This window comes from Microbacterium sp. 1262, from assembly GCF_040544895.1.
Classification (GTDB): Bacteria; Actinomycetota; Actinomycetes; order Actinomycetales; family Microbacteriaceae; genus Microbacterium; species Microbacterium plantarum.
On the sequence record NZ_JBEPKU010000001.1, the window covers coordinates 2976335 to 3001106 of the forward strand.

Here is a 24772-nt window from a genome sequence, read left to right on the forward strand (position 1 = left end):
GGGGTTCAGCTCTGGCAGCGCGGGCACCAGAAGATGTTCCGCTCGCTCGTCGGCAGCGCTCCGATCTCGCCGGCGCGGATGAGCGTCCCGCACCGGCGGCAGGGCTTGTTCTCGCGGCCGTAGACCCACATCCGCTGCCCGGGCCGGTCGTTGCCGGTGAAGGTGCGCGCCGCGCGATCGCGATTGGCGTGGATCATCCGGTACCCGGTCTCGAGCACGGCGGCCGCGTCGATCTCGGTGGCGGGGGTCATGGGCAGGATACCGCGCACGAAGAGCAGCTCGTTCGCGTAGACGTTTCCGAAGCCGGCGACGTTCCGCTGGTCGAGCAGGGCGACGTGTGCGGCTCGGGAGTCGGCGCTCACGCGACGCACCGCTTCGGCCAGATCCCAATCGGGGCCGAGCAGGTCGGGCCCGAGGTGGCCGACGAGGCGATCCTCGTCGGCGGTGGGAAGGACCTCGACCATCGCGAGCTCGAAGCCGACGGCATCCCGATCGCGCGTTCCGACGATCGCGCGGGCCTGGAACGCGGGTGCCCGCCAGCGCTCGCCGTGGCGGTAGACGTGCCAGCGACCCTCCATCTTCAGGTGCGAGTGCAGGCTGAATGCGCCCATGCGCAGCAGCAGGTGCTTGCCGCGGGCGATCGACGACGAGACGGTCTCACCGCGCAGGTCGGCTGTCGCGCTGCCGGGAACACGGATGTCGAAGCGGGTGACCTCCTGTCCGACGAGCGCCTCACCCAGCTTCCGCGCGGCTCGGAAGACGGTGTCGCCCTCAGGCACGCTCGCTGCTTCCGGACATCGCCGCCCGTGAGCCCGCGGTCAGCCGGCGCAGCGTGAGGCCGCGCGACGACTCGACGAAACCGCCTGCGCGCAGCGCCCGCCCGGTCGGGGTGTTGTAGACGAACTCGCCGTTGACCTGCTCGACGGTGAGCGTGTCGAGACGGCGTGCCTGCGCCGTCCTCACGAGATCGGCTGCGGCCGCGGTCAGCACCTCCTCGTCGTCGGTGAAGGCGAGCGCCGAACGCCCGCCGCGCTCGAGGTAGAGCACGAGTGCGCCGTCGACGAGCACCACGACGCCGCCAGCCTTCCGGCCCGGTCGATGCGAGACGCCCTCGAGCGCCGGCCAGCCGAGGGCTGCACCGTAGGGATTCGCCGGGTCGGTCGCGGCCAGCGTGACCGCACGCCGCGGCGGCGGGTCGGGGAGCGCCGCGAACTCGCGCAGGCGGTCGACGGTGACGGATGCCGCGAACTGCGCGGCGCCGAGGGTCTCGATGACATAGCCGCGGCGGCAGTGGCCCGCCTCTTCGAAGCCCGCGAGAACGCGGTAGACCTGCGCGAAACCGCCGGGAACCCCCTCGGACTGGACGCTGCCCCGGGTGACGACGCCGTAGCGGTCGAGCAGGAGCCCCGCCGATGCCGTGACGCGGAGCGAGGGATCGGGCTCGACGGCCGGCAGGAGCGACCACCGGCCGCCGAGCGTCGACGGGCGCGGCGCCGCCGGCGTCGTGGGGCGCGCGAGCGGTGTGCCGCGATACAGGCGGGACCGCGGTGTGCGGCGGGCGCTGCGGTGTGCCTGCGAACCGCCCGAGAGGAGGGATCGGACCGGCGTGAACGTGTCGTTCGTCAGGCGGCCCGCCCACGCGAGACGCCAGAGTGCGTCGAGCACGCTCTGCTCGTTGGGGGCGCCGATCGCGGCGACGAGCTGCCCCGCGAACCAGCCGCCGCCGACGGCGAGAGCTTCGAGGATGCGCACGTCGAGGTCGCCCGACGTCGACGACTCGTCGGCCTCGGAGTCGGCGTCGGCCAGCGCCAGGGTGAGCGGCGCCATGTCGGCGGGATGGAGCGCGATCCAGCCGTCGCGCCCGGGCAGGGTGCCGTGCCCCGACCAGACCACCTCGCCCGTCGCGGTCAGCTCGTCGAGCATCCCGGGTGCGTAGTCGCGCACGCGCGAGGGCAGGACGAGCGACTCCCAGGCGCTCGCAGGAATCGGCACACCGGCGAGCTGCTCGATCACGGCGGCGACGCCGTCGACGCCCTCGAGCGGCCGGGTGACGTGCTGCCACACGGGCAGGAACCGCGCGAACGCCTCGGGCGATACCGGCTCGACGCTGCCCCGGATAGCCGCGAGCGACCGCATCCGCAGCCGGCGCAGCACCTCGGAATCGCACCACTCGAGGTCGTCGGCCTCGCTGCCGGAGGTCTCAGGCAGGAAGTAACCGCTCGCGATGCGCCCCTGCGACTCGAGCCGCTGCAGTGTCTGACGCGCGACGGCGGTGCCGATGCCGAGACGCGTCGCGACGTCCGCGGTGCGGAACGGCCCATGGGTGCGCGCGTGCCGTGCGACGAGGTCGGCGAGCGGGTCGACGACCGGCTCGAGGAACGCGGTGGGGATCCCGACGGGGAGCGCCGCGCCCAGCGCGTCGCGCAGGCGTCCGGCATCCTCGATCGCCGCCGTCCGCTGCGTGCCTGCGATCGTGACCGGGATCGCACGGCGGGCGGTCACGAGCTGTTGCAGCAGGTCGGCGGCCTCGGCGACCCGGTGCTCGGGAGGAGATTCGCCGTCCGGAGGAGCGGGCGCGGCGCTCGCGTCCTCCGCTGTGCCGATTTCCTTCGCTGTGCCGGTGCCGGTGCCGGTGGCGGCGGACTCTTCGAGGCGTGCTGCGACCTCGTCGGCGGCGAGCGGGCCCAGGATGCGGAGCAGATCGGCGACGCCCTCGACCCCGCGCGCGCGTCGGTCGGGGGCGAGACGCTGCGCCTCGCGCTCGAACTGCGCGATGACCTCGGGATCGAGCAGCTCGCGCATCTCGACCTTGCCGAGCAGCTCCGACAGCAGCGCGGGGTCGACGGACAGGGCCGCGGCGCGGCGTTCGGCGAGCGGGGAATCACCCTCGTACATGAAGGCGCCGACGTAGCCGAAGAGCAGATCGCGGGCATACGGCGACGGCTGCGATGTCGTCGTCTCGACGAGGCGGATGCGGCGGTCGGCGATGCTGCGGGTGATGCGCAGGAGTGCGGGAAGGTCGTAGACGTCCTGCAGCACCTCGCGAAGCGTCTCGAGGATGATCGGGAACGACGGATGCCGCCGCGCGACCTCGAGCAGCTGCGCCGAGCGCTGCCGCTGCTGCCAGAGCGGCGCGCGTTTGTTGGGGTTGAGCCTCGGCAGCAGCAGGGCCCGCGCCGCGCACTCGCGGAAGCGCGAGGCGAACAGGGCGGAGCCGCCGACCTCGTCCGTGACGATCTGTTCGAGCTCGTCGGCGTCGAAGACGAAGAGGTCGGCGCCGGGCGGCTCGGCAGCCGCGTCGGGGACCCGCGCGATGATGCCGTCGTCGCTCGCGACGGCTGCGCCTTCGACCCCGAGACGTTCGCGGATGCGTGCGTTGACGGCCAGCGCCCACGGAGCGTGCACGTGCATGCCGTACGGGGAATGCAGGATGACGCGCCAGTCGCCGACCTCGTCGCGGGAGCGCTCGACGGTCAGCGTCCGGTCGGTGGGTAGGCTGCCGGTCGCTTCGCGCTGCTCGGCGAGGTGAGCCAGGAGGTTTTCGATCGCGTAGTCGTCGAGCCCCGATTCGCGCAACCGCTCGGACGCCTTCTCGGGACCGGCTGCCGACACCTCACGGCTGAACTTCCCCAGCGCCTCGCCGAGCTCGGCGGGACGCCCCAGGCCGTCGCCGTGCCAGAACGGGAGCTTGCCCGGCTGGCCGAACGCGGGCACGACGTTGACCCGGTCATGAGTGATCTCGACGATGCGCCAGCTGGTCGTGCCGAGCGTGAAGACGTCGTTGACGCGCGACTCGTAGACCATCTCCTCGTCGAGCTCGCCGACGCGCGCGTTACGGCTCTCGCCGGCGACGAAGACGCCGAACAGACCGCGGTCGGGGATCGTGCCACCGCTCGTGACCGCGATGCGCTGCGCTCCCGGGCGTCCCGTGAGCGTGCCCTGATCGCGGTCCCAGACCAGGCGTGGACGCAGCTCGGCGAACTCGTCGGAGGGGAAGCGGCCCGCGAGCAGATCGAGCGTCGCTTCGTACGCCGAGCGGGGGAGCGTGCGGAAGGGGGCGCTGCGCCGCACCGTCTCGAACCAGGCCTCGACCTCGATCGTGCCGGTCGCGCACGCGGCGATCGTCTGCTGGGCGAGGATGTCGAGGGGATTCTGCGGAACCGCGATCGCCTCGATCTTGCCCGCCAGCATCCGCTCGGTCACGACCGCGGTGTGCAGCACGTCGCCGCGATGCTTGGGGAACAGCGCCGCCCGGCTGACCTCACCGACCTGGTGGCCGGCGCGTCCGACGCGCTGGAGTCCGGATGCCGCCGACGGCGGCGCTTCGACCTGGATGACGAGGTCGACGGCCCCCATGTCGATGCCGAGCTCGAGGCTCGAGGTCGCCACGACGCAGCGGAGCACACCCGACTTCAGCTCGTCTTCGACCTGGGCGCGCTGCTCCTTCGACACCGAGCCGTGATGCGCCTTCGCGAGTACCGGCTCGGCGCCGGCGGAGGCCCCGGCCTGCGCCATCATGCCCGCGGGGACCGCGGGCTCGGGAAGGTCGCCCCCGAGACGCTCGGTGTAGATCTCATTGAGTCGTCCGGTCAGGCGTTCGGCGAGCCTGCGCGAGTTCGAGAACACGATCGTCGAGCGGTGCTTCAGGATGCGGTCGACGATCGCCTCCTCGACGTGGGGCCAGACCGACCCCGTGACCTCCGTCGCCTGCGGGGCGCGGTACCAGGCGCCGTCGCCATCGTCGTCGTCCCCCTCGTCGTCTCCGTCATCGCGACCGCCCGGAGCGCCGGGGGCACCCGCATCCTCGGCGCCGGGTGGGGCCGGGGGATGCAGCATGTCGGGGATCGGCACGACGACGTTCAGGTCGAACGCCTTCGACGCCTTCGGTGCGACGATCTCGACGGGGGCCGCGCCGCCGAGGAAGCGCGCCACCTCGTCGATGGGACGGACCGTGGCCGAGAGACCGATGCGCTGAGCCGGCTTCTCGAGGATCGCGTCGAGGCGTTCGAGGCTTACGGCCAGGTGCGCACCGCGCTTCGTGGCCGCCACGGCGTGCACCTCGTCGACGATGACGGTGTGGACGCCGCGCAGTGTCTCGGATGCCTGCGAGGTGAGCATGAGGTAGAGCGACTCGGGCGTCGTGATGAGGATGTCGGGCGGTCGGGCGACCAGGGCGCGCCGGTCGGCTGAGGAGGTGTCGCCCGATCGCACTCCGACCGTCACGTCGGGGACGGGCTGACCGAGGCGGCGCGCCGACTGTCCGATGCCGACGAGGGGCGACCGCAGGTTTCGCTCGACGTCGACGCCCAGCGCCTTCAGCGGTGAGACGTACAGGACGCGGGTGTCGGCCGGCGCGGCATCCGCCTTTCTGCGCTTCGCCGGTTTGTCGTCGACGGGGCCGGCCGCCACCTTGTCCCGGAAGATGCGGTCGATCGCCCAGAGGAACGCGGACAGGGTCTTGCCCGACCCGGTCGGCGCGACCACGAGGGCGTGCTTGCCGGCGGAGATCGCGTCCCACGCACCGGCCTGCGCCGACGTGGGCTTCGAGAACGCGCCGCGGAACCAGTCCGCGGTGGGCGCGGAGAATCGGGCGAGCACATCGGCCATGCCTTCATCTTCGCGCGGACCTCCGACATCGGCGCGGCCTTGCGCCCGCGGCATCCGCCGTGCCAGGTCCCGCCGTGCCCCGCTGCCCGCGCGCTACCCCGCGAGGTCCCACTTGAGCCGGGAATCGGGCGCAGATCCCCGGCCCAACTGGGACCTCGACGGTGACACCGGCCCAACGGGGACCTCGGTTCACGGGCCAGCCGGCGGGACCTCGCTCAGCCGGCCGTCGCGCAGCTCGAGCATCAGGGTGGGCGCGAGGCGGGCGAGGAAGCCATCGTCGTGGCTGACCACCAGCACGGCACCGCGGTAGGCGGCGAGAGCCTGCACGAGCTGCTCGACCGTGTCGAGGTCGAGGTTGTTCGTCGGCTCGTCGAGCACGAGCAGCTGCGGCGGGGGATCGGCCAGCAGCTCGCAGGCCAGGGCCAGCCGGAACCGCTCCCCGCCCGACAGTGCCGCGACCGGGCGCAGCACGGTGTCGCCGCGCAGCACGAATCGCGCGAGCCGGTTCCGCAGCTCGACGTCGGTGGCGGCGGGCGCGGCCGCGCGCACGCTGTCGAGCACCGTCGCCTCGTCCCGCAGCCCGTCGACCCGCTGCGACAGGTAGCCGACGCGGTCGGTATGCGCGACCGCCGTGCCATAACTCCTCAGATCGGGCGCGCCGGGGCCGCCCGAGCGACGATCGGATGCCGCAGCACCTGATTCTGAGGAGTTAGCGTCCGCCGACCGCACCAGCACCTCGAGCAGCGTCGTCTTCCCCGCGCCGTTCGGCCCGACGAGCGCGACACGCTCGGGCCCTTGCACGACCCACGAGCGTTCGCCGTCGCCGATCGTCGCGAGGCGCCGGCTCGCCGCGACGCCGGGATCGGGCAGGTCGATCCGCACGGCGTCGTCGTCGCGGACCCGCCGCCCTGCCGCATCGAGGGCCGCCCGAGCCGAGGCTTCCCGATCGGATGCCTCGCCGCGCGCGCGACCCGCCGACACCTGCGCGGCCGACGCGCGGTTGCCGGCGACGATCCCGGGCACGCGTTTCTCGCGCTGCGCCTTCGCTCCCATCGCGGCACGCCGCGCGAGCTTCGTCTCGGTCTCGGCCCGGTCGCGCCGCTCGCGCCGGAGGGCCGCCGCCGCGGCGGTCTCCGCGGCGCGCGCCGCCGCCTGCTCGTCGTCGCGCCAGGCTCGCCACTCGGAGTACGGCCCGCCGAACGTATCGAGCGCCCCGCCGTAGAGCTCGGCGGTGTCGTCCATCAGCTCGAGCAGCGCGGTGTCGTGGCTGACGACGATGAGCGCACCCCGCCACGCTCGCACGAGCTCGCCGACCCGCTCGCGCGCGTCGCGGTCGAGGTTGTTGGTCGGCTCGTCGAGCAGCGCGATCTCGGCTCCGCGCAGTCTCACGCCGACGAGTGCCGCGAGAACCGCCTCACCGCCGGAGAGCTCTCCGACGCGGCGGTCGAGCGCTCCCGGCGGCAGACCGGCCGCGGTCAGCGCGGCGACCGCTCGTGCCTCGGCATCCCAGTCGTCGCCGATCGTCTCGAAGTGGCGCGGGTGGACGTCTCCCGACTCGACGGCGCGCACGGCGTCGACGACGGGAGCGACGCCGAGCAGGTCGGCGACGCGCCGCCCGATGTCGAGGGTCAAGCGCTGCGGCAGCAGCTCGACCCGTCCGGACGTGGTGACCGAGCCGGAGGTCGGCGCGAGCTCGCCCGCGATCAGCCGCAGCAGCGTGGTCTTGCCCGAGCCGTTGCGGCCGACGAGGCCGGTTCGCCCGGTGTCGAAGGTTCCGGAGGTGTTCCGCACGGCGGGAGTGCCGTCGGGGTGGATGAGGGTGATGCGGTCGAGGACGACCGCGGGAGCGGGATGGGGCATGATTGCCTCCTCGGATGTCGTCGGGCGCGGGCACGACCGACACCGAGGACACCCCGACCGGGGGTGGAACGGTCCGGCGGCCAGCGCGGAAATCGGAGAATGCGCTGGCCAGGTCGGACGCCCGAAGGGTCGACGGATCAGCGCGGGATCACAGCGCGGTCGCGTCGAAACCGATCAACGGTCGTTCCTCACACTCGGGACAGGGGCCCGGGAAGTCTACGCCGACGGGAGCTGCTTGTGCAGGAACGTCGCGACGTCGCGCAGTTCCTCCGCCGAGACGGCGTGTCCGAGATCGGGGTAGACGCGGCCGCTCAGGTCGACCCGGCCGGGCAGCCACTGCGCCGTGTGTGCGACGAGTGCGGGCGGGATGACGTCGTCGAGCGCCCCGCGACCCCAGAACACGGGCGGGCGGCGTTCGGCGAGCTCGGCGTCGGTGTCGAGATCGCCAGGATTGGCGTAGCCCGACAGGGTGACGGCGAACGCGTAGTCGTCCGGGCGCAGGCGAAGCGCCTCGATCGCTATGACCCCGCCCTGCGAGAAGCCAAGCAGCCCGACGGATGCCGCATCGCCCCGCTCCGCGTCGATCCACGCCGTCAGCGCGCGGGCGGATGCCGTCGCCGCGTGCGGATCGCGACCGTTCAGGCCCTCGATCGGGTACCACGACCACCCCGGCGTGGGGAAGCGCGGGGTGAGCGGGGCGCGGACCGCAGCCACGACGTACTCGGCCGGCAGGTGCGGCGCGAGGGCGAACAGATCGTTCTCATCCGAGCCGTAGCCGTGCACCATCACCAGTAACGGGCGGCGACCGCGGTCGGCGGGAGCGGCCGACCAGCGCACGGCCGCAGGATCGAGGACCGGATCGGGCGACATGCGACCATCCTGCCAGCCTCATCCGACACCGCCGGGGGTCATTGGTATACATGAGGCATGGCCGTGCGCACCCCCGATCCCGATCCCGACGAGCGCGGCGAGTCGTCGCTCCCGGCCGACCCGCTGCGCGGAGCCCCGGGCGGCGGAGCCACGAACCCGGCCTGGCTCAGCGATGTGGAGCTCACCGAAGCGCGCCGCCGGCTGCCGATGCTCTACGTCGAGGCGGTGCCGGTGCGCACCGACGGGCTCGGGGCCGTCACCCAGGTCGGCATCCTGCTCCGTGCCACGCCGGTCGGGGAGATGACGCGCACGATCGTCTCGGGCCGCGTGCGCTACGGCGAGACGATCCGCGACGCACTGTTCCGGCACGTCGAGAACGACCTCGGGCCCATGGCCTTCCCGCTCCTGCCCGCGTCGCCCACGCCCTTCACGGTCGCCGAGTACTTCCCGATCCCCGGGGTCAGCCCCTTCCACGACGACCGCCAGCACGCCGTGTCGCTCGCCTTCGTCGTGCCGGTCACGGGCACGTGCGAGCCCCGTCAGGATGCTCTCGAGGTCACATGGCTCGACCCCGTGGAAGCGGCATCCGACGCCCTCGCCGCCGAGATGGAGGGTGGCCGCGGCACGCTCATCCGCCTCGCGCTCGCCTCGGTGGGTGCTCTTCGCTGAGGCCCGCTCCTGCGTAGGCTCGGGTCATGACCGATCCGAAGCCCCTCGCCTTCCCCGCCGACACCGCCGGGTGGCTCGCGTTCGCCGCCGAGCGCCCGGACGCCCGCATCGCCCGCGTCCGCGAGGTCGACTCGCAGCTGATCGCGGGGCGTGAGCTGTCGCCCCTGGCCCGTCTGCAGCTGTGGAACGAGGCGTCGATCGCGATCGCCGAGGCGGCGTCCGAGGCATCCCTGCTGAGCGAGTCGCACCCCGATGCCGACGTCCGCGTTGCCGCCGAGGCCCGGGTGCAGGCCATCGACGCCCTGCTTTCCGAGCGGGCGCTCGACCCCGCTCTCTTCGCCGTCTTCGACGGCCTCGCGACCGACGGGCTGGATGCCGCCGCCCGCCGCCTGCTCGCTCACATCCAGCGCGACTTCCGCCGCGGCGGCGTCGACCGCGACGAGGCGACACGCGAACGGCTGCGGGCGCTGGCCGAGCGTGACACCGAGCTCTCGCTGACCTTCTCGCGCAACATCCGCGACGGCCGGCGCGAGCTGAAGCTCCCCGCCGACGCGCTGGAGGGGCTGCCGCAGGACTTCATCGACGCTCACCCGGTCGACGACGAGGGCCTCATCACGCTCACGACCGAGTACACCGACCTCATGCCGGTGCGCGAGTTCGCGGTGCGCCGGTCGACGCGCACGGCACTGCTGTCGGTCTACAACGACCTCGCCTGGCCCGACAACGACCCCGTGCTCGCCGAACTGCTCGCCGTGCGCGCCGAGCGCGCGGAGCTGCTGGGCTACGGCGACTGGGCCGACTACGAGACCGAAACGCGCATGATCGGCTCGAGCGCGGCGATCCGGTCGTTCCTCGACGACATCGACGCGGCGACGCGCGAGGCCGCCGCCGCTGAGTACGACCGGCTGCTCGCGCGGCTGCGCGTCGACGAGCCGGATGCCGAGGCGGTCACCGCGGCCGACCTCTGGTACCTCCTCAGCGCGCTGAAGCGCGAGGACTACGCAGTCGACGCGCAGGCAGTGCGCGCCTACTTCGCGTTCGACAACGTCCTGGCGGGCGTGCTCGATGTCACGGCGCGACTGCTCGACGTCGCCTACGTCCCCGTCGACGCGGGTGCCTGGCACGACGACGTCCGCAGCTACGACGTCGTCCGCGGCGAGCGCCGGCTCGGTCGGATCCACCTCGATCTTCACCCGCGCGAGGGAAAGTACAACCACGCCGCGTGCTTCAACCTCGCGCCCGGCATCGCGGGCCGCTCGCTTCCCGAGGGCGTACTGCTCTGCAACTTCTCGCGGGGACTCCTCGAGCACGACCAGGTCGTGACGTTCTTCCACGAGTTCGGGCACCTCGTCCACGGCATCCTCGGCGGCGCCGACGCCGTCTGGGCCGACTTCAGCGGCATCGAGACGGAGTGGGACTTCGTCGAGGCGCCGAGCCAGCTGCTCGAGGAGTGGGCGTGGGATGCCGGCGTGCTGGCGACGTTCGCGCGCAACGCCGACGGCGAGCCGATCCCGGCCGACCTCGTCGAGCGGATGCGGGTGGCCGACGCTTTCGGTCGCGCCCTCGAGGTGACCCGCCAGCTCGGGCACGCCAACGTCTCGTACGGCCTGCACGTCGAGCGGCCGAGCGACCTGCAGGCGGCCGTCGAGGGCTGGTACCGCGCGTCGTCGCCGGTGCACCCGCTGCCGAACGGGCACACGTACGCGGGCTTCGGCCACCTCACCGGATACGGCGCCTGCTACTACACGTATCAGTGGAGCCTCGTCATCGCCCGCGACCTGCTCTCGGCGTTCGGCGACGAGCTCATGGACCCGGCCGTTGCGACCCGCTACCGCGAGCGCATCCTCGAGCCGGGTGGCAGCCGCGACGCGGCCGACCTCGTCGCCGACTTCCTCGGCCGCCCGTATTCGTTCGACGCCTACCGGGCCTGGCTCGCTGGCGCCTGAGCGGCGGCCTCCCCGGTGATCCGTCAGGTGGTGACAGCGCGGGCGTAGCGCGCGGCGAGGAACGCGAACGCGTCGGCGAGCTCGGGCGGACCGACGACCTCGAGCTCGGCGTCGAACCGCCCGAACGAGGCCGCGAGCGCGGTCCATGACCACGACCCGGCTTCGAGCCGACAGTGCCCGTCGTCGAGCGCGGTGACCGTGCCATCGCCCGCGAACGGCGCGACCGCGGATGCCGGCAGGTGCAGCACGACGGAGCCGCGACAGGGCCATGCGGCCGAGTCCGACCCGCGGAAGCGTGCCGACACGAACGCGTCGACGTCGCCGCCGGGCACGCCGCGGCGCGTGAACGGGGCGCCGGCCGGAAGCCGCGGACGGACCCGGTCCGCCCGGTACAGGCGCCAGTCGTCGCGGTCGAGGTCCCACGCGACGAGATACCAGCGGCCGCCCGACGCCACGAGATGATGCGGCTCCGCGCGTCGGGTCGGCGCGGACCCCACGGCATCCGCATCGCCCGCCTCGCCGTAGTCGAACCGCACCGTGACACCGTCGCGGATCGCGTTCGCCAGCGTCGACAGAACCTCGAGCGAGACGTCCGCGGCGGCGGCATCCCCCGGGCGGCCCACGACGGTCGGAGCCAGGGCGTCGAGGCGATGCCGGAGTCGCGAGGGCATGACCTGCCGGATCGTGGCGAGCGCGCGTGCCGCGGCCTCTCCGATGCCCGCGCCCAGGGCGGGAGCGGTTCGCAGGGCGAGGGTCACCGCGACGGTCTGGTCCTCGTCGAACAGGAGGGGCGGCAGCTCGCTGCCGGCCTCGAGCCGGTACCCGCCGTCGAGGCCGGTCGTCGCCTGGATGCGGTATCCCATCTCGCGCAGTCGCTCGACGTCACGTCGCACCGTGCGATCGCTCACCCCCAGCCGCGAGGCGAGCACTCCGCCCGGCCAGTCGCGGCGGGCCTGCAGCAGCGACAGCAGGGTCAGCAGCCGGAAGGTCGTCGTCATCGCCCCACCGTATCCGCCCTTGCGGACAGAAACTGACCGGAAGGGCTGTCAGGGTGAGGGCGTCGAGCCGATCGGGCCGGCCCTTTCCTCAGGAGCAGCGATGACCATCCACACCACCCCTCACCTCAACTTCCGCGGCGACGCCCGTCGGGCACTCGAGTTCTACGGCGCCGCCTTCGACGGACACGTCTCGATCACGACGTACGCCGAGGTCGGCATGCCCGCAGACCTCCCCGGCGCGGATGCCGTCGTCTTCGGACTCGTCGCCGGGAGCACCGGCTTCCGTGTGATGGCGTACGACATCCCGGGAAGCACAGAGGGATCGATCGCCGGCGGCGGTGCGACGCGCCGTCAGGACAACGCCACCATCACCGATCAGGCGTTCTTCGTCTCGGTCGGTTCCGAAAGCCTCGACGAGCTCCGCGGCCCGTGGGACACGCTCGCCGCCGATGCCGTCATCGTCGAGCCCCTCGCCGCGTCGGCGTGGAGCGCGGGCTTCGGCATGCTCACCGACCGGTTCGGCGTCACGTGGAGCTTCAGCGTCACCGCCGCCTGAGCGCACGAGAGCCGCGGCCGGTTCGACCCCGCCGCGGCTCTTGTCGTGCGTCGCGTGGATGCCCGCCGACGCGGGAGGTGGTCAGTCGGTCGTCAGGCGCGCGAGCTCGGCGACGAACGCGTCGACGTCGGATGCCGAGGTGTCGAACGAGCACATCCACCGCACCTCGCGGCGTGCCTCATCCCAATCGTAGAAACGGAACGACTCGCGCAGCCGGTCGGCGACGCCCTCGGGCAGCACCGCGAAGACACCGTTGGCCTGCGTCGGCTGCGTGAACTCCACGCCCCGCACCGAGCCGTCGGCGATGCCCGCCTCGACCGCCGAGCGCAGGCGCTGCGCCATCCCGTTCGCGTGCTCGGCGTTGCGGCGCCACAGGTCGTTCTCGAGCAGCGCGACGAGCTGGGCCGAGACGAAGCGCATCTTCGACGACAGCTGCATGTTGAGCTTGCGCAGGTAGGTGAGCCCCTCGGATGCCGCGGGGTCGAGCACGACGATCGCCTCGCCGAGCATCGCGCCGTTCTTCGTGCCGCCGAAGCTCAGCACGTCGACACCGACATCGCGCGTGATGGCGCGCAGCGGCAGGCCGAGGGCAGCGGCGGCGTTGGCGATGCGCGCGCCGTCCATGTGCAGCCGCATCCCGCGCTCGTGCACGTGGTCGGCGATCGTGCGCAGCTCGTCGGGCGTGTAGAGCGTGCCGAGCTCGGTCGACTGGGTGATCGACACGACGAGCGGCTGCGCGCGGTGCTCGTCGCCCCAGCCCCAGGCCTCGCGGTCGATGAGGTCGGGCGTGAGCTTGCCGTCGTCGGTGGGGACGTTGAGGATCTTGATCCCGCCGACCCGCTCGGGAGCGCCGCCCTCGTCGACGTTGATGTGCGCGGTCGACGCGGCGATCACCGCGCCCCAGCGCGGCAGCATCGACTGCAGCGCCGTGACGTTGGCGCCCGTGCCGTTGAAGACCGGAAAGGCCTCGGCGCCCGCGCCGAAGTGCTCGCCGACGAGTTCCTGCAGCCGGGCGGTGTACACGTCCGAGCCGTAGGCGGTCTGGTGGCCGTCGTTGGCGGCGGTGATCGCCGCGAGGACCTCCGGGTGGATGCCGGAGTAGTTGTCGGACGCGAAGCCGCGCACCGAGGTGTCGTGCAGGGAGGTCATGACCTCATCCTTTCAGCCTCGGGCGCGGCTTCGGGCCCGTGTGCGGGTCAGCCGCGGATGCCGCGCGTGGACGCGATGACGTCGCGCATCTTCTTCTCGAGCGCCTCGTAGAACATCGACAGCGGGAACTCGTCGTCCAGCACCGCATCGGTGTAACCCTTCGGCGCGCCCGCGAGCACCTCGTCGGGGAGGCCTCGCGCCCAGACCGACGCCGGGTGGGGTTCGAGCACGGAGCGCACGAGGTCGTACGCCGCCAGCCAGTGCGCGGTCTTCGGGCGGTCGATCGATTCCCAGTACAGGCGGTCGATCGCGTCGCCGAGGGCGACCACGGCATCCGGCACCTCGCCCCATTCGAAGGCGAGCGCGGTGTCGGTCCAGTGCAGCACGCCCCGGCGGTGCAGCCACGCGAACAGCAGCTGGCCGCCGAGTCCGTCGTAGTTGCGCACGCGCGTGCCGGTGATCGCGAACCGGAAGATCCGGTCGAAGATCACGGCATACTGCACGAGTCGCGAAAGACGTAGCAGCTCGGCGTCGACGGGGTCGAGATCCGCCTCGGTGCTCAGCCGCCGGTCGAGCGCGACGCACTCGCGGAACGCCGTCAGATCGCACCGCAGCTCTTCGAGGGAGTACAGGAAGAACGGCATCCGCTGCTTGATCATGAACGGATCGAACGGCAGATCGCCGCGCATGTGCGTGCGGTCGTGGATGAGGTCCCACATCACGAACGCCCGCTCGGTGAGTGCCTGGTCGTCGAGCATCTCCGCCGCCTCGGCGGGGAGGTCGAGCTTCGTGATCTCGGATGCGGCACGCACGACCCGGCGGTAGCGGGCTGCCTCGCGGTCCTGGAAGATCGCCCCCCACGTGAACGGCGGAATCTCGCGCATCGCGACGGTCTCGGGGAACAGCACGGCCGAGTCGGTGTCGTAGCCGGCCGTGAAGTCGAGCAGTCGCAGCGAGACGAAGAGCCGATTCGGATACATCGTCTCGAGGCGCGCGATCTCCTCCGGCCAGATCGCCTCGACGAGCAGCGCCTCGACGTGCCGGTCGCGCGAGCCGTTCTGCGTGTACATCGGGAAGACGACGAGGTGGCGGATGCCGTCGACGCGGTGGAGCTGCGGCTGGAACGCCGCGAGCGAGTCGAGGAAATCGGGCACGCCGAATGCCCCCTCCGCCGACGTCGCGTCGTCCGGATGATCGGACCGCGCCCATCGTTCGAAGTCCCGGATCGACGTGGTGAGATAGTCCGCGTCGTGCGGGAACCGCGGCGCGAGGCGGCCGATCGCGGCGGTGATCGCCGCGACGTGGCGCCGCGCCGTCTCATGGTCCCCGGGATCGGGCACCGAGCCGTCGGCGGCCTGCAGCTGCTGCAGGGCCGTCGCGGCGTCGCGCAGCGAGATCCAGGCGGGGTCGTGCTCGACGCCGTCGGCGAGCGCGATGCTCAGGGCGTCGACCGCGCCGCCGTCCTCGACGACCTCGGGCTCGCCGATGATCGTCTTGGTGGCACCGGGGGTGGGGTGCGTCTGAGCGATGGACATGGGGAACCTCCGATCTACGAGGTACGGCTCCCGCGCGGGAGCGGTGGTCAGGTTGGCGTCAGCCTAACCGGGCGCCGGGTTTTCGGCGACGGTAGTGGCGGTGCACCGTGCCGATACACCCGTCGGGCGGGTGGGGCTGGTGTCGTCTCGGCGGCGCCGCGACGCGACAGCAGCCGCAGCCGTCCGACGAATGCATCGGTCACCGCGAGCTTGACCTCAACTGAGCTTGAGGTTTTACCGTTCGAACCATGACCATGACTGAACCCGACTCCTTCACCGAACGGCTGCCGGCCGCTCTGCTCGACCGCCTCGCGCGGGTGACCGGCGACGAGAAGCACAGTGCCGCCGCGCATTCGACCCTCGATGCGCTGTGGGTGCTGCACGACCGCGTACTCCGCCCCGAGGGCGGTGACCGCTTTCTGCTGTCGAAGGGGCACGGCCCCGCCTCGTACTACGCCGTGCTGGCCACGCGCGGCCTGATGCCCGACGGCTGGCTCGACGATCTCGCGGGCGTCGATTCGCCCCTCGGCCACCACCCCGACCGTGTGCTCATCCCGGCCGTCGAGATCCCGTCCGGGTCGCTGGGACACGGGCTACCGATCGCCGTGGGCCTCGCCCGCGGCCTCGACATCACCGGCGCTCCCGGCCGCGTGTTCGTCCTGATCGGCGACGCCGAGCTCGACGAGGGCAGCAACCACGAGGCGATCGCCGTCGCAGGCCGCCTCGCCCTCGCCCGGCTGCACGCCATCGTCATCGACAACTCCTCCGCGTCGCTCGGATGGCCCGGCGGGATCGCACGCCGGTTCGCGCTGGAGGGATGGGATGCCGCCGAGGCCGACTCGCACGATCACGCTGCGCTCGCCGCAGCTCTCGAGACGCGCGGCGCGGCGCCCCGTGTCACCGTCGTCCGTACCGCTGCGAAGGGATCCTGATGCGCGCCCGCTTCTCCACCGTCATGTCAGATCTGTTGGCCACCGACGACCGCGCGACACTCGTGCTCGCCGACATCGGCCCGCTCGATCTGGCCGCGGGAACCCCGGCCGCCGACCGTGTCGTCAACGTCGGGATCCGCGAGCAGGCGATGATCGGGGTCGCCGCCGGTCTCGCGCTCGCCGGACTGCGTCCTTTCGTCCACACTTACGCGCCGTTCCTCGTCGAGCGGCCCTTCGAGCAGATCAAGCTCGACCTGTCGCACCAGGATCTCGGGGCGGTGCTCGTATCGATCGGCGCGAGCTATGACGCGGCCGCCGCGGGGCGCACGCACCAGTGCCCCGGCGACATCGCCCTGTTGAGCACCCTGCCCGGATGGCGGCTGCACGCGCCGGGGCACCCGGATGAGGTCGAGGCGCTCGTCCGGGATGCGGCGACGACCGACGACCGCCAGTACATCCGGCTCTCGACGCAGGCGAACCGGGCGGCATTCCCGACGGACGGACGCATCCACCTCGTGCGCGAGGGCGCGGGCACGCTGGTCCTGGCCATCGGCCCGCTCCTCGACACGGCGCTCGAGGCGACGGCGGGCGACGGGTTCGCGGTCGCATACACCGCGACGCCCGTGCCGCTCGATCGCGACGGTTTGCGCGCGCTGAGCTCCACCTTCGACCGGGTGGCCGTGCTCGAACCCTTCCTCGAGGGGACGACCGCCGCCGCGGTCGGTGCGGCGCTCGGCGGCAGCGGCATCCTCGTCGAGCACATCGGGGTCGGCGTCGGTGAACAGCGCCGATACGGCACCCCGGCCGACCATGCGCGGCTGCACGGCCTCGACGCGCCGGGGATCAGGCGACGCCTCGACCTGCTCTCATGACGGAGCGGCTGCGTCGTCGTCGAGCGCGTGCCGGAGCGCGGGCGCGACGCGGCGCGGTCCGCTGCCCTCGGCGCCGAGCGCGTCGCCGGGGTTGAGCAGGTCGCACGACCGCATCGAGAGGCAGCCGCAGCCGATGCATCCCACGAGTTCGCGCTCGAGCGATTCGATCGCCGCGCGCCGTTCCTCGAGACGCACCTTCCACGCCCGCGAGACCCGCTTCCAGTCCTCGCTGCTGGGCTCGGCCTCTGCGGGCAGCGACGCGAAAGCCTCGGCGACCTCGGCGAGCGGGATGCCGAGTCGCTTGGCCACGAGGATGAGCGAGATGCGGCGCAGCATGTGGCGACTGAACCGCCGCTGATTACCCGCAGAACGGGTCGACGTGATGAGTCCGTGCCGCTCGTAGAAGTGCAGCGCGGAGACGGACACACCGGTGCGCGCGCTCACCTCACCGATGGTCAGGAGATCGTTGGACCGCATCACGCCTGCGACTCTACGACGCACCGATACATCCGTCGGGTCGGTGGGGCTGCTGTGGCCTCGGGCCGTCTCGCACGCCTCATCAGCACCGCGGGTCCGACGGTTGTATCGCGGTCAGCCCTGACCGTCGGGGTCGGGCGGGACTGTCAAGCCGTCGCCGTCGCTGCCTCCGCGGCGTTAGCGTCACTCCATGCCCACTGATCGCCACGCCGAATCCGAATCCGCAGCCGGCGCGCCCGCAGCAGACGCCTCCACCTCCGACGGGCGCGGCGTGCTGGTGATCACGAACTCCCGAGCGGGCACGTCGGTGGTCCGGCCCGATCCGCTGCCCGAGATCCGGCGGCGGCTGTCCGAGGCGCGGATCGAGAGCCTGGGCGAGTCGTCGATGGACGACATCGTCGCGTCGGCCATGTCGGCCGCCGATGCGCCGACGGTGCTCGCGGTGCTCGGTGGTGACGGCTCGGTCTCGCGTGCCGCGCACCTCGCGCGTCGTCACGACCTGACGCTGCTCGTGCTGCCGGGCGGCACCTTCAACCACTTCGCGCGGGCCGCCGGCGTGGACACCGTCGAGGCGGCGCTCGATGCGTACGACGCGGGCTCGGTGCGCAGCGTCGTCGTCGCCGAGGCGGTCATCGACGACGGCGATCCCGTGACCGTGCTCAATGCCGTGTCGCTCGGCGCCTATCCCGAGATGCTCGCCGAGCGCGAGAAGCGCACGAGCCTCGGCAAATGGTGGGGTGGCGCGATCGCGGCGTGGCGCGAGATGCACGGAGCCCACCGCATCACGATCGTGCGCGACGGCCGCCGGGCCGTCGTCTGGTCGGTATTCGCGGGTATCGGACGGGGAGACCCCCGCCGCATCGCGATGATGCGTCGAGCGAGCCTCGACGAGCCTGAGCTCGACGTCCGTCTCCACCATGCCCGCGGCACGCGGCTGCGGGCGGTGACCTCCTTGGCCTTCGGCCGGCGCACGCTCGCGGTGATGCGCGCGCTGCGGCTCATGCCGCCGGCATCCGACCTCGAGCGAGCCGTCGTCTCCGAGATCGAGCTGACCGTCCGGCCCGGCGAGGCGACGCCGGTGCTCGCGCACGACGGCGAGCTGGCCGAGACTCCCACCGGCGACTACCGGCTGCGGCTCCGCGCGATCCCGGACGGCCTGCGCGTCTACGCGCGCTGAGCTCGTCGCGCTCGCCGCCGGATACATCGCGAGAGGGATGCCGCGCCTGTGGCGCTCGCGTACCGTCATAGCGTGCTCCGTCCGCTCCGCCGCTACCAGCTGTACGTCGACGTCGCCGTAGCGGTCGCCTTCGCGGCGATCATGCTGCTCGTGACCTGGGTCGCCGTCGTCGGCACGGGCATCCCCGACGATCCGCTCTCCTCGCTCGTCGCGATGCTCCTGGTCGTCCCGTTCGGTGCCGCGGTCGCGCTGCGCCGGCTCTCGCCGCCGATCGCGCTCGCGCTGGCCTGGGTGGGCGCGGTCCTCCAGATGCTGGCGCAGCTGCCACCGCTGCCGGTCGACATCGCCATCTTCGCGGTGCTCTACACGTGTGCGGCGTACGGCACGAACCGGGTCTTCTGGCTCGGGTTCGCCTCCTCGATCGGGGGCGCCCTGGCCATCACCGTGTACCTGCTCATCCCCTCGGCGAGATACTCCATCGCCGTGTCGGGGGGCGAGTTGATGTACTTCCTCGTCATGGGCACGATGCTGTTCGTCGCGGCGGTGTTCGGCTTGCTCCTGGCGTGGACCGTGGGCGCTCTGGTCCGCGTCGGTCTGCGCGCGCGCGACAACGCCGAGGCGCAGCGGAAGGCCGAGGAGCGGGCGACGGCCGAGTTCGAACGCAATCGCATCGCGCGAGACATGCACGACGTCGTCGCCCATTCGCTCGCGGTCGTCATCGCTCAGGCGGACGGCGCACGCTACGCCGCCGCGGCCGACCCCACGGCCGCGGCGGAATCGCTGAAGACGATCTCGTCGACGGCGCGCTCCGCCCTCGCCGACGTGCGGATGCTGCTCACCCAGCTCCGCCACAGCGAGGGCGAGGGGCCGCAGCCGACCGTCGCGGACCTCGAGGTGCTGTACGCGCAGGTGCGCGCCGCCGGTCTCGACCTGCGCGTCGACGTCGACCCCGCCCCTCCGGGCGAGCCGCCCGCGGCCGTGCAGATCGCGGTGTACCGCATCCTGCAGGAGGCCCTGACGAACGCGATGCGCCACGGCGCGGGCGGTACCGTGGACGTGTCCCTGTCCTGGCTGCCCGATCGCGTGGAGGTGCGTGTGAGCAATCCGCTCTCGCCGGTGAACGAGTCCACCGGCCCGGTGCGCACGGGCGGACACGGTCTCATCGGCATGCGCGAGCGCGCCCAGCTGATCGGCGGCAGCATCGAGGTGGGCCCGACGGGCGGCGCGTTCGTCGTCGCGGCGAGTCTGCCCATCGGCGGCCCCGCGTGAGCGCCATCCGGGTCGTCCTCGTCGACGACCAGGCGCTCTTCCGCGCCGGCATCCGCATGGTCGTCGCCTCGCAGCCCGACCTCGAGGTCGTCGGCGAGGCGTCCGACGGCGCCGAGGCCATCGGCGTCGTGCGGGCGACGCGCCCCGACGTCGTCCTGATGGACATCCGGATGCCGGTCATGGACGGGCTCACCGCCACGGCGCAGCTGCTCGACGACCCGGTCTTCGACGGCGCTCCGCCGCGCATCGTGATGCTGACGACCTTCGACCTCGACGAGGCAGCGGCGCGGGCGATCCGGCAGGGAGCGAGCGGCTTCCTGCTGAAGGATGCCGACCCCGAGTTCCTCCTCGCCGCGATCCGCACGGTGCACTCCGGCTCGTCGGTCATCGCGGCTTCCGCGACGCGCGAGCTGTTCGCGACGTTCGCGGCCCCCGAGCAGAAGCCCGTGCCGCCTGCGTTCGCGGAGCTGACCGATCGCGAGCGCGAGATCTTCGGTCTGGCCGCGCGCGGCCTCTCGAACGCCGAGATCGCCCAGCGGGAGTTCCTCTCGGAAGCCACGGTGAAGACCCACATCAGCCGCATCCTCGCCAAGCTCGCCCTGCGGGATCGCGTGCAGCTTGTCGTCTTCGCCTTCGAGCACGGGCTCGCCTGACGTCGCGCTGCGGATGAGGGATCATCCGCGAGATGTACAGGCCCGCGACGAGGGACCGATGCCGGGTGCCCGGCCCGGTTCGTAGCGTCGGAGACATGCAGATCTCGACCACCGACCTCGGCCTCGCCGCCCGGGTCCAGAACCTCTCCAAGACCTACGGAGCCGGCGAATCGGGCGTACGCGCCCTCGACGGCGTCTCGGTCGGCATCCGTCGTGGCGAGTTCACCGCCATCATGGGCCCCTCGGGCTCGGGGAAGTCGACCCTCATGCACATCATGGCCGGGCTCGACGCGCCGACCTCGGGTCGCGCGTGGATCGGCGACACCGAGATCTCGGGTCTGTCGGACCTCGACCTCACGATCCTGCGGCGCCGCCGCGTCGGCTTCGTCTTCCAGTCGTTCAACCTCGTTCCCACCCTCGATGTCATCGGCAACATCACCCTCCCGTTCGAGCTCGACGGGCGGTCGCCCTCGGCGCTCGAACGTTCGCGCATCGACGGACTGGTCGACTCGCTCGGCCTCGGGGCGCGGCTGCGGCACCGTCCGCACGAGCTGTCGGGCGGCCAGCAGCAGCGCGTCGCGATCGCCCGCGCTCTCGCGACGGCGCCCGACCTCGTCTTCGCCGACGAGCCGACGGGGAACCTCGATTCGCGATCGGGGCGCGAGGTGCTCGCCCTCCTCGCCACCGCGAGCCGCGAGCACGGTCAGTCCATTGCGATGGTCACCCACGACCCCGTGGCCGCCTCGCACGCCGACCGGGTGATCTTCCTCGGCGACGGCCGCATCGTCGCCGACAAGCCCCGCCAGAGCGCCGAGCAGATCTCGGCCCACATGCTCGCCGCAGAGGTGTCGGCATGACCGCCGTGACGGCGCCGTCCGCGGCATCCTCATCGGCGCGCACACGACCCGGGTCGGGCCCGTCCGCCGCGGCGTCCGGGCGCTGGGCGTGGTTGCGCGAGCGGGGGATGGGCGCCTCAGTGCTCGTCGCGGCGATCTCGGGCGGGTTCGGCGTGCTGCTGGTCGCGGTGACGGGACTGATCGGCGCGTGGCTCATGGCCGATCCCTTCCTCTCGGGCGGTGAGACCGTCGTGATCGTCGTCGCGATCCTCAGCGTGCTGCTGGTCGCCGTCGCGATGTACGTCGCCGCGATCGTGACGGCCAACACCTTCGCCACGATCGTGGCGGGGCGCACCCGCCAGATCGCCTTGATGCGCCTCATCGGCGCGTCGGCGCGATCGCAGCGGTCGCACATCGCGCGGCAGGGCCTCGTCGTCGGCGCGATCGGCGCCGTGATCGGGCTCGTCGGCGGAACCGCGGGCGCTCTGGGCCTCCAGGAGATCGCCGCGCGAGCGTGGGGCCTGAACGTCGACTACAACGTCGTGCAGCCCGTGCTGCTGGCGCCGGCTCTCATCGTGGCGCTGACGACGTGGATCGCCGCGTGGTCGGGGTCGCGTCGCGTGCTCGAGGTCACGCCGCTCGCCGCGCTGGCAGGATCCGCGCCGCGCACGGCCGAGGAGGCTGCCGGGCGCACGCGTCGTCGCGTCACCGCGGTGTCGCTGTTCGGCGTCGGGGCGGTGCTGCTCGCGCTCGGCATCCTCGCCGGCTTCGTCACCCCCCTCGGCGTGGTCGTCGCGTTCTTCGGCGGGCTCGCCTCGTTCACCGGGCTGAGCCTCGGCGCCACGCTCGTCATGCCGCCGCTGCTCCGCCTGACGGGCCGGCTCTTCGGCCGCTCGGCCTCGGCCCGGCTCGCGGCCGAGAACGCGCTGCGCTATCCCGAGCGGTCGAGCCGCATGGCGATCGGCGTCGTCATGGGCGTCACGCTCGTCACGATGTTCGCCGTCGCCAGCGAGTCGGTCAAGGGCGTCATGGCGGCGTCGGGCGGCGGCGAGGTGTCGGGCGACATGGCCCGTCTGCTCGACACGTTCAGCGCGGTCATGATGGCGCTCGTCGGGGTCTCTGCCGTGATCGCGGCCGTCGGCCTCGTCAACCTGCTCACGATCGGCGTCGTGCAGCGCACCCGCGAGCTCGGGTTGCTGCGCGCGCTCGGCCTGACCGGACGTCAGATCCGCTCGATGGTCCTGTTCGAGGCGGCGCACATCACGATCACCTCGGTCGTGTTCGGCCTGCTCCTCGGCATCGCCTACGGCTGGGCGGCCGCGCAGTCACTGCTGGGCTCGGTGCGGGTTCCGCCGCTGTGGCTCGCCCCGACCTTCGTGCTGCCGGGCATCCCGTGGCTCACCGTCGCCGGGGTCGTCGTCGCCACCGCCGTGCTGACGCTCGTCGCCGCCGTCGTCCCGACCCGCCTCGCGACCCGGGTCTCGCCGGTGGAGGCGCTCGCCGAGTGACGCGGCTGCGTCGTCGGCCGGTCCGGCTCGTCCCTCATTCGCGGACGAGCCGGACCTCGCTGATGCTCTCGCCCCAGCTGGTGTCGTCCTTCTCGGCGCCGTCGGGGCGGAACCCGTTCCGGGCGTAGAACGCGCGGGCGCGCGGGTTGTCGGCGAGGACCCACAGCGACGCGGACTCGTCGCCGAGCGCGGCGTCCAGCAGCGCCTGCCCCGCGCCGGTGCCGTGATGGGCGGCGAGCACGTAGATCGCGTACAGCTCGACAGGCGCGACGGGAGGGTCGTCGCGGGACGACCCGCTGACCGCGAAGCCCACGATCGACCCGCCCGTCACCGCGACCCACGTCCGGCCGAGGTCGTGCGTGCGCTCGGTGTGGTTCGGCCTCGCGGCACCCGACGACTCCCGCTCGTCGAGACGCTGCTCGTGCCCGAGCAGCTCGCGCCGCACGCGCGTGAGACGGTCGAGATCGAGCCGGTCGAGGATGCTCTGCGGCATCCGTCCGGTGTAGGCCTCATGCCAGCCGCGGACGTGCACGCGCGCGATCGCCGCGGCGTCTGCGGGCACCGCCCGCCGCACGGCGACCGCGGTCACGACGCGGTCACGATGCGGGCGCGGAATCGTCTTCAGGGTCGTAGGCCCAGGTCGGCGCAACCTGCCGCAGGCGCGTCGACCGCCACTGCCACGTCGCCCAGAGCATCGGCCACAGCGCCGGCGCGGCGAGGCCTCCGATGACCAGGCGCTCGCGCCAGAGCGTGCGGGTGGGGTCGCCGGGTGCGGGCGACACCGCCATCTGGTGGTCCCAGACGTCGAGCACCGAGAGGGGCCCGGTCAGCGGGATGCCGCTGTCGCGCAGGATCCGCACCGTCGACGCGTCCGTCGCGCCGGGCCGCCGCTCTTCGACCGCGCGGTCCGACACATGGATCAGCTGCCGGCCGACCGGCACGCCGAGAGCCGACAGCTGCACCGGTACGTCGGCGCCCGGCTCGAGCGAGGTCGGCATGCCCTCGGCGGCGAGAGGCGCGAGCCCCATGAGCGGTGCGTAGAGCTCCGCGAGTGCGCGGGGGGAGTGCAGGGCACGCCAGGCGGCGTCGGCGTCGCAGTCGAGCACGAGCTTCTGGAGGATGCGCATGAGCCCAGTCTGCCCCGTCGTAGGCTGATCGGATGCCGTCGCCCGCCGCATCCTCGCCGTTCGACCAGTCCCGGTATCAGGTTCGTTTCGACTGGGGGGTCGCCGGCCTTCGCCGGGTGGCGCCCGCCGATGTCGTCGTCGTGGTCGATGTGCTGCGCTTCTCGTCGACCGTCTCCGCCCGGGTGGCCGCGGGGGATACCGTCGCGCTGGATGAGGCCGCGCTTGCGGTCTCGCGCAACGGTGCGGCCATCGCCGGCGCGGCATCCGACTCGGTGGTTCTGCTCGGCTGCCTGCGCAACGCCGACGCCGTGGCCGCCGCCGTGCTCGCGGAGCAGCAGCGGCGCGGAGCCCGTACGAGCATCGCGGTGATCGCGGCCGGTGAGCTCGCCGGCCCGGAGGGCGAGACGGAGCTCCGGTTCGCGGTGGAGGATCTGCTCGGCGCGGGTGCCGTCGTCGACGCGCTCTCGCGGCTCGGGATCGACCACACCTCACCCGAGGCGGCTGCGGCGTGCGAGTCGTTCCGCGGGTTGGGCGGCGCGGTGCGTCACCTGCTGACGGCGAGCGGCTCGGGGCAAGAGCTGCTCGAGCGCGGGCTGCGCGACGACGCGCTCGCCGCCGCGCAGATCGGCGTCGACGAGGTCGCCCCGCTCCTCCGCGGCGGCGTCTTCACCGCCGCCTGACGCCAACTCCTCAGAATCCGCGAGGTTCGAGCCCGCAGCGGCCGGATCCGA

21 protein-coding genes are annotated in these 24772 nt (G+C 72.5%); 11 read left to right on the forward strand and 10 right to left on the reverse strand.

The genetic code is table 11. The features are described 5' to 3' along the window. Positions 1-5 precede the first annotated feature (5 nt). The 4 genes from ABIC53_RS14260 to ABIC53_RS14275 all read right to left on the reverse strand — a co-directional run bounded on the left by ABIC53_RS14260 (position 6) and on the right by ABIC53_RS14275 (position 8337). Complete coding sequence (locus ABIC53_RS14260; protein ID WP_114588815.1) at positions 6-779, reverse strand: DNA-formamidopyrimidine glycosylase family protein; 774 nt, start codon at positions 777-779, stop codon at positions 6-8. Then, positions 772-5607: an Lhr family ATP-dependent helicase gene (locus tag ABIC53_RS14265; RefSeq protein ID WP_282501576.1), complete on the reverse strand. Its 4836-nt coding sequence runs from the start codon at positions 5605-5607 to the stop codon at positions 772-774. Before ABIC53_RS14265 ends, ABIC53_RS14260 begins: the two co-directional genes overlap by 8 nt. A 189-nt stretch (positions 5608-5796) precedes the next feature. Then, the gene (locus ABIC53_RS14270) at positions 5797-7467 is read right to left on the reverse strand and encodes an ABC-F family ATP-binding cassette domain-containing protein (RefSeq protein WP_354451968.1); all 1671 of its coding nucleotides are present in this window, start codon (positions 7465-7467) and stop codon (positions 5797-5799) included. Positions 7468-7683: 216 nt separating this feature from the next. Continuing rightward, the gene (locus tag ABIC53_RS14275) at positions 7684-8337 is read right to left on the reverse strand and encodes an alpha/beta hydrolase (protein WP_282501574.1); all 654 of its coding nucleotides are present in this window, start codon (positions 8335-8337) and stop codon (positions 7684-7686) included. A gap of 57 nt (positions 8338-8394) precedes the next feature. Here ABIC53_RS14275 and ABIC53_RS14280 point away from each other — a divergent pair, with 57 nt between their 5' ends. Together ABIC53_RS14280 and ABIC53_RS14285 are read left to right on the forward strand one after the other, a co-directional pair. Next, positions 8395-9006, forward strand: a complete 612-nt coding sequence (locus tag ABIC53_RS14280; protein ID WP_269268189.1) for an NUDIX hydrolase family protein — start codon at positions 8395-8397, stop codon at positions 9004-9006. A gap of 26 nt (positions 9007-9032) precedes the next feature. Next, positions 9033-10952, forward strand: coding sequence for a M3 family metallopeptidase (locus ABIC53_RS14285; protein WP_282501573.1), 1920 nt, complete (start codon positions 9033-9035; stop codon positions 10950-10952). A 23-nt stretch (positions 10953-10975) separates the two neighbouring features. Here the strand turns inward: ABIC53_RS14285 and ABIC53_RS14290 are convergent, their stop codons facing one another. Next, entirely contained in the window at positions 10976-11950 is a 975-nt protein-coding gene (locus tag ABIC53_RS14290; RefSeq protein ID WP_354451971.1) for a helix-turn-helix transcriptional regulator, read from the reverse strand. A gap of 100 nt (positions 11951-12050) precedes the next feature. On the opposite strand from ABIC53_RS14290, the gene ABIC53_RS14295 reads away from it, so the two are divergent. Next, positions 12051-12506 carry a VOC family protein gene (locus ABIC53_RS14295; RefSeq protein WP_354451973.1) on the forward strand — a complete coding sequence of 152 codons (456 nt, stop codon included), beginning with the start codon at positions 12051-12053 and terminating at the stop codon, positions 12504-12506. A gap of 81 nt (positions 12507-12587) precedes the next feature. On the opposite strand, the gene ABIC53_RS14300 is transcribed toward ABIC53_RS14295, so the two are convergent. Both ABIC53_RS14300 and ABIC53_RS14305 read right to left on the reverse strand, forming a co-directional pair. After that, positions 12588-13655, reverse strand: coding sequence for a threonine aldolase family protein (locus ABIC53_RS14300; RefSeq protein ID WP_354451975.1), 1068 nt, complete (start codon positions 13653-13655; stop codon positions 12588-12590). 47 nt (positions 13656-13702) lie between these two features. Then, positions 13703-15190, reverse strand: a complete 1488-nt coding sequence (locus ABIC53_RS14305; protein WP_354451977.1) for a DUF6421 family protein — start codon at positions 15188-15190, stop codon at positions 13703-13705. 248 nt (positions 15191-15438) lie between these two features. On the opposite strand from ABIC53_RS14305, the gene ABIC53_RS14310 reads away from it, so the two are divergent. Both ABIC53_RS14310 and ABIC53_RS14315 read left to right on the forward strand, forming a co-directional pair. Continuing rightward, positions 15439-16122: a thiamine pyrophosphate-binding protein gene (locus ABIC53_RS14310; RefSeq protein WP_354451979.1), complete on the forward strand. Its 684-nt coding sequence runs from the start codon at positions 15439-15441 to the stop codon at positions 16120-16122. Beyond that, positions 16122-16994 (forward strand): transketolase family protein, encoded by an 873-nt coding sequence (locus ABIC53_RS14315; RefSeq protein ID WP_282501568.1) that lies wholly within the window; start codon positions 16122-16124, stop codon positions 16992-16994. The genes ABIC53_RS14310 and ABIC53_RS14315 overlap by 1 nt, the downstream gene beginning before the upstream one ends. On the opposite strand, the gene soxR is transcribed toward ABIC53_RS14315, so the two are convergent. Next, a complete protein-coding gene (soxR, locus tag ABIC53_RS14320; RefSeq protein ID WP_114588822.1) occupies positions 16989-17471 on the reverse strand; it encodes a redox-sensitive transcriptional activator SoxR in 483 nt (160 codons plus the stop codon). The two genes, ABIC53_RS14315 and soxR, sit on opposite strands and share 6 nt — an antisense overlap. Before the next feature lie 190 nt (positions 17472-17661). Here soxR and ABIC53_RS14325 point away from each other — a divergent pair, with 190 nt between their 5' ends. From ABIC53_RS14325 to ABIC53_RS14345, 5 genes are all read left to right on the forward strand, one after another. After that, on the forward strand, positions 17662-18648 hold the full coding sequence (locus ABIC53_RS14325; RefSeq protein ID WP_274179239.1) for a diacylglycerol/lipid kinase family protein: 987 nt from the start codon (positions 17662-17664) through the stop codon (positions 18646-18648). A 72-nt stretch (positions 18649-18720) separates the two neighbouring features. Next, positions 18721-19917, forward strand: a complete 1197-nt coding sequence (locus ABIC53_RS14330) for a histidine kinase (protein WP_274179238.1) — start codon at positions 18721-18723, stop codon at positions 19915-19917. After that, positions 19914-20570, forward strand: a complete 657-nt coding sequence (locus ABIC53_RS14335; protein WP_112617765.1) for a response regulator — start codon at positions 19914-19916, stop codon at positions 20568-20570. Before ABIC53_RS14330 ends, ABIC53_RS14335 begins: the two co-directional genes overlap by 4 nt. 95 nt (positions 20571-20665) lie before the next feature. Beyond that, positions 20666-21427, forward strand: coding sequence for an ABC transporter ATP-binding protein (locus ABIC53_RS14340; protein ID WP_114588824.1), 762 nt, complete (start codon positions 20666-20668; stop codon positions 21425-21427). After that, positions 21424-22914, forward strand: coding sequence for an ABC transporter permease (locus tag ABIC53_RS14345; protein WP_112617767.1), 1491 nt, complete (start codon positions 21424-21426; stop codon positions 22912-22914). Before ABIC53_RS14340 ends, ABIC53_RS14345 begins: the two co-directional genes overlap by 4 nt. Positions 22915-22948: 34 nt before the next feature. Here ABIC53_RS14345 and ABIC53_RS14350 read toward each other — a convergent pair whose 3' ends face one another. After that, a complete protein-coding gene (locus ABIC53_RS14350; protein ID WP_282501567.1) occupies positions 22949-23503 on the reverse strand; it encodes a GNAT family N-acetyltransferase in 555 nt (184 codons plus the stop codon). A gap of 7 nt (positions 23504-23510) precedes the next feature. Further along, on the reverse strand, positions 23511-24041 hold the full coding sequence (locus tag ABIC53_RS14355; protein WP_112617768.1) for a hypothetical protein: 531 nt from the start codon (positions 24039-24041) through the stop codon (positions 23511-23513). A gap of 32 nt (positions 24042-24073) precedes the next feature. On the opposite strand from ABIC53_RS14355, the gene ABIC53_RS14360 reads away from it, so the two are divergent. Beyond that, a complete protein-coding gene (locus ABIC53_RS14360; protein WP_282501566.1) occupies positions 24074-24721 on the forward strand; it encodes a 2-phosphosulfolactate phosphatase in 648 nt (215 codons plus the stop codon). Positions 24722-24772 lie beyond the last annotated feature (51 nt).

What these genes read in the sequence shown, in the direction of transcription:
- ABIC53_RS14265 (WP_282501576.1), bottom strand. Translation starts at nt 5,607, where the DNA reads ATGGCCGATGTGCTCGCCCGATTCTCCGCGCCCACCGCGGACTGGTTC.
- ABIC53_RS14270 (WP_354451968.1), bottom strand. Translation starts at nt 7,467, where the DNA reads ATGCCCCATCCCGCTCCCGCGGTCGTCCTCGACCGCATCACCCTCATC.
- ABIC53_RS14275 (WP_282501574.1), bottom strand. Translation starts at nt 8,337, where the DNA reads ATGTCGCCCGATCCGGTCCTCGATCCTGCGGCCGTGCGCTGGTCGGCC.
- ABIC53_RS14280 (WP_269268189.1), top strand. Translation starts at nt 8,395, where the DNA reads ATGGCCGTGCGCACCCCCGATCCCGATCCCGACGAGCGCGGCGAGTCG.
- ABIC53_RS14285 (WP_282501573.1), top strand. Translation starts at nt 9,033, where the DNA reads ATGACCGATCCGAAGCCCCTCGCCTTCCCCGCCGACACCGCCGGGTGG.
- ABIC53_RS14290 (WP_354451971.1), bottom strand. Translation starts at nt 11,950, where the DNA reads ATGACGACGACCTTCCGGCTGCTGACCCTGCTGTCGCTGCTGCAGGCC.
- ABIC53_RS14295 (WP_354451973.1), top strand. Translation starts at nt 12,051, where the DNA reads ATGACCATCCACACCACCCCTCACCTCAACTTCCGCGGCGACGCCCGT.
- ABIC53_RS14300 (WP_354451975.1), bottom strand. Translation starts at nt 13,655, where the DNA reads ATGACCTCCCTGCACGACACCTCGGTGCGCGGCTTCGCGTCCGACAAC.
- ABIC53_RS14305 (WP_354451977.1), bottom strand. Translation starts at nt 15,190, where the DNA reads ATGTCCATCGCTCAGACGCACCCCACCCCCGGTGCCACCAAGACGATC.
- ABIC53_RS14310 (WP_354451979.1), top strand. Translation starts at nt 15,439, where the DNA reads ATGACCATGACTGAACCCGACTCCTTCACCGAACGGCTGCCGGCCGCT.
- ABIC53_RS14315 (WP_282501568.1), top strand. Translation starts at nt 16,122, where the DNA reads ATGCGCGCCCGCTTCTCCACCGTCATGTCAGATCTGTTGGCCACCGAC.
- soxR (WP_114588822.1), bottom strand. Translation starts at nt 17,471, where the DNA reads ATGCGGTCCAACGATCTCCTGACCATCGGTGAGGTGAGCGCGCGCACC.
- ABIC53_RS14325 (WP_274179239.1), top strand. Translation starts at nt 17,662, where the DNA reads ATGCCCACTGATCGCCACGCCGAATCCGAATCCGCAGCCGGCGCGCCC.
- ABIC53_RS14340 (WP_114588824.1), top strand. Translation starts at nt 20,666, where the DNA reads ATGCAGATCTCGACCACCGACCTCGGCCTCGCCGCCCGGGTCCAGAAC.
- ABIC53_RS14345 (WP_112617767.1), top strand. Translation starts at nt 21,424, where the DNA reads ATGACCGCCGTGACGGCGCCGTCCGCGGCATCCTCATCGGCGCGCACA.
- ABIC53_RS14355 (WP_112617768.1), bottom strand. Translation starts at nt 24,041, where the DNA reads ATGCGCATCCTCCAGAAGCTCGTGCTCGACTGCGACGCCGACGCCGCC.
- ABIC53_RS14360 (WP_282501566.1), top strand. Translation starts at nt 24,074, where the DNA reads ATGCCGTCGCCCGCCGCATCCTCGCCGTTCGACCAGTCCCGGTATCAG.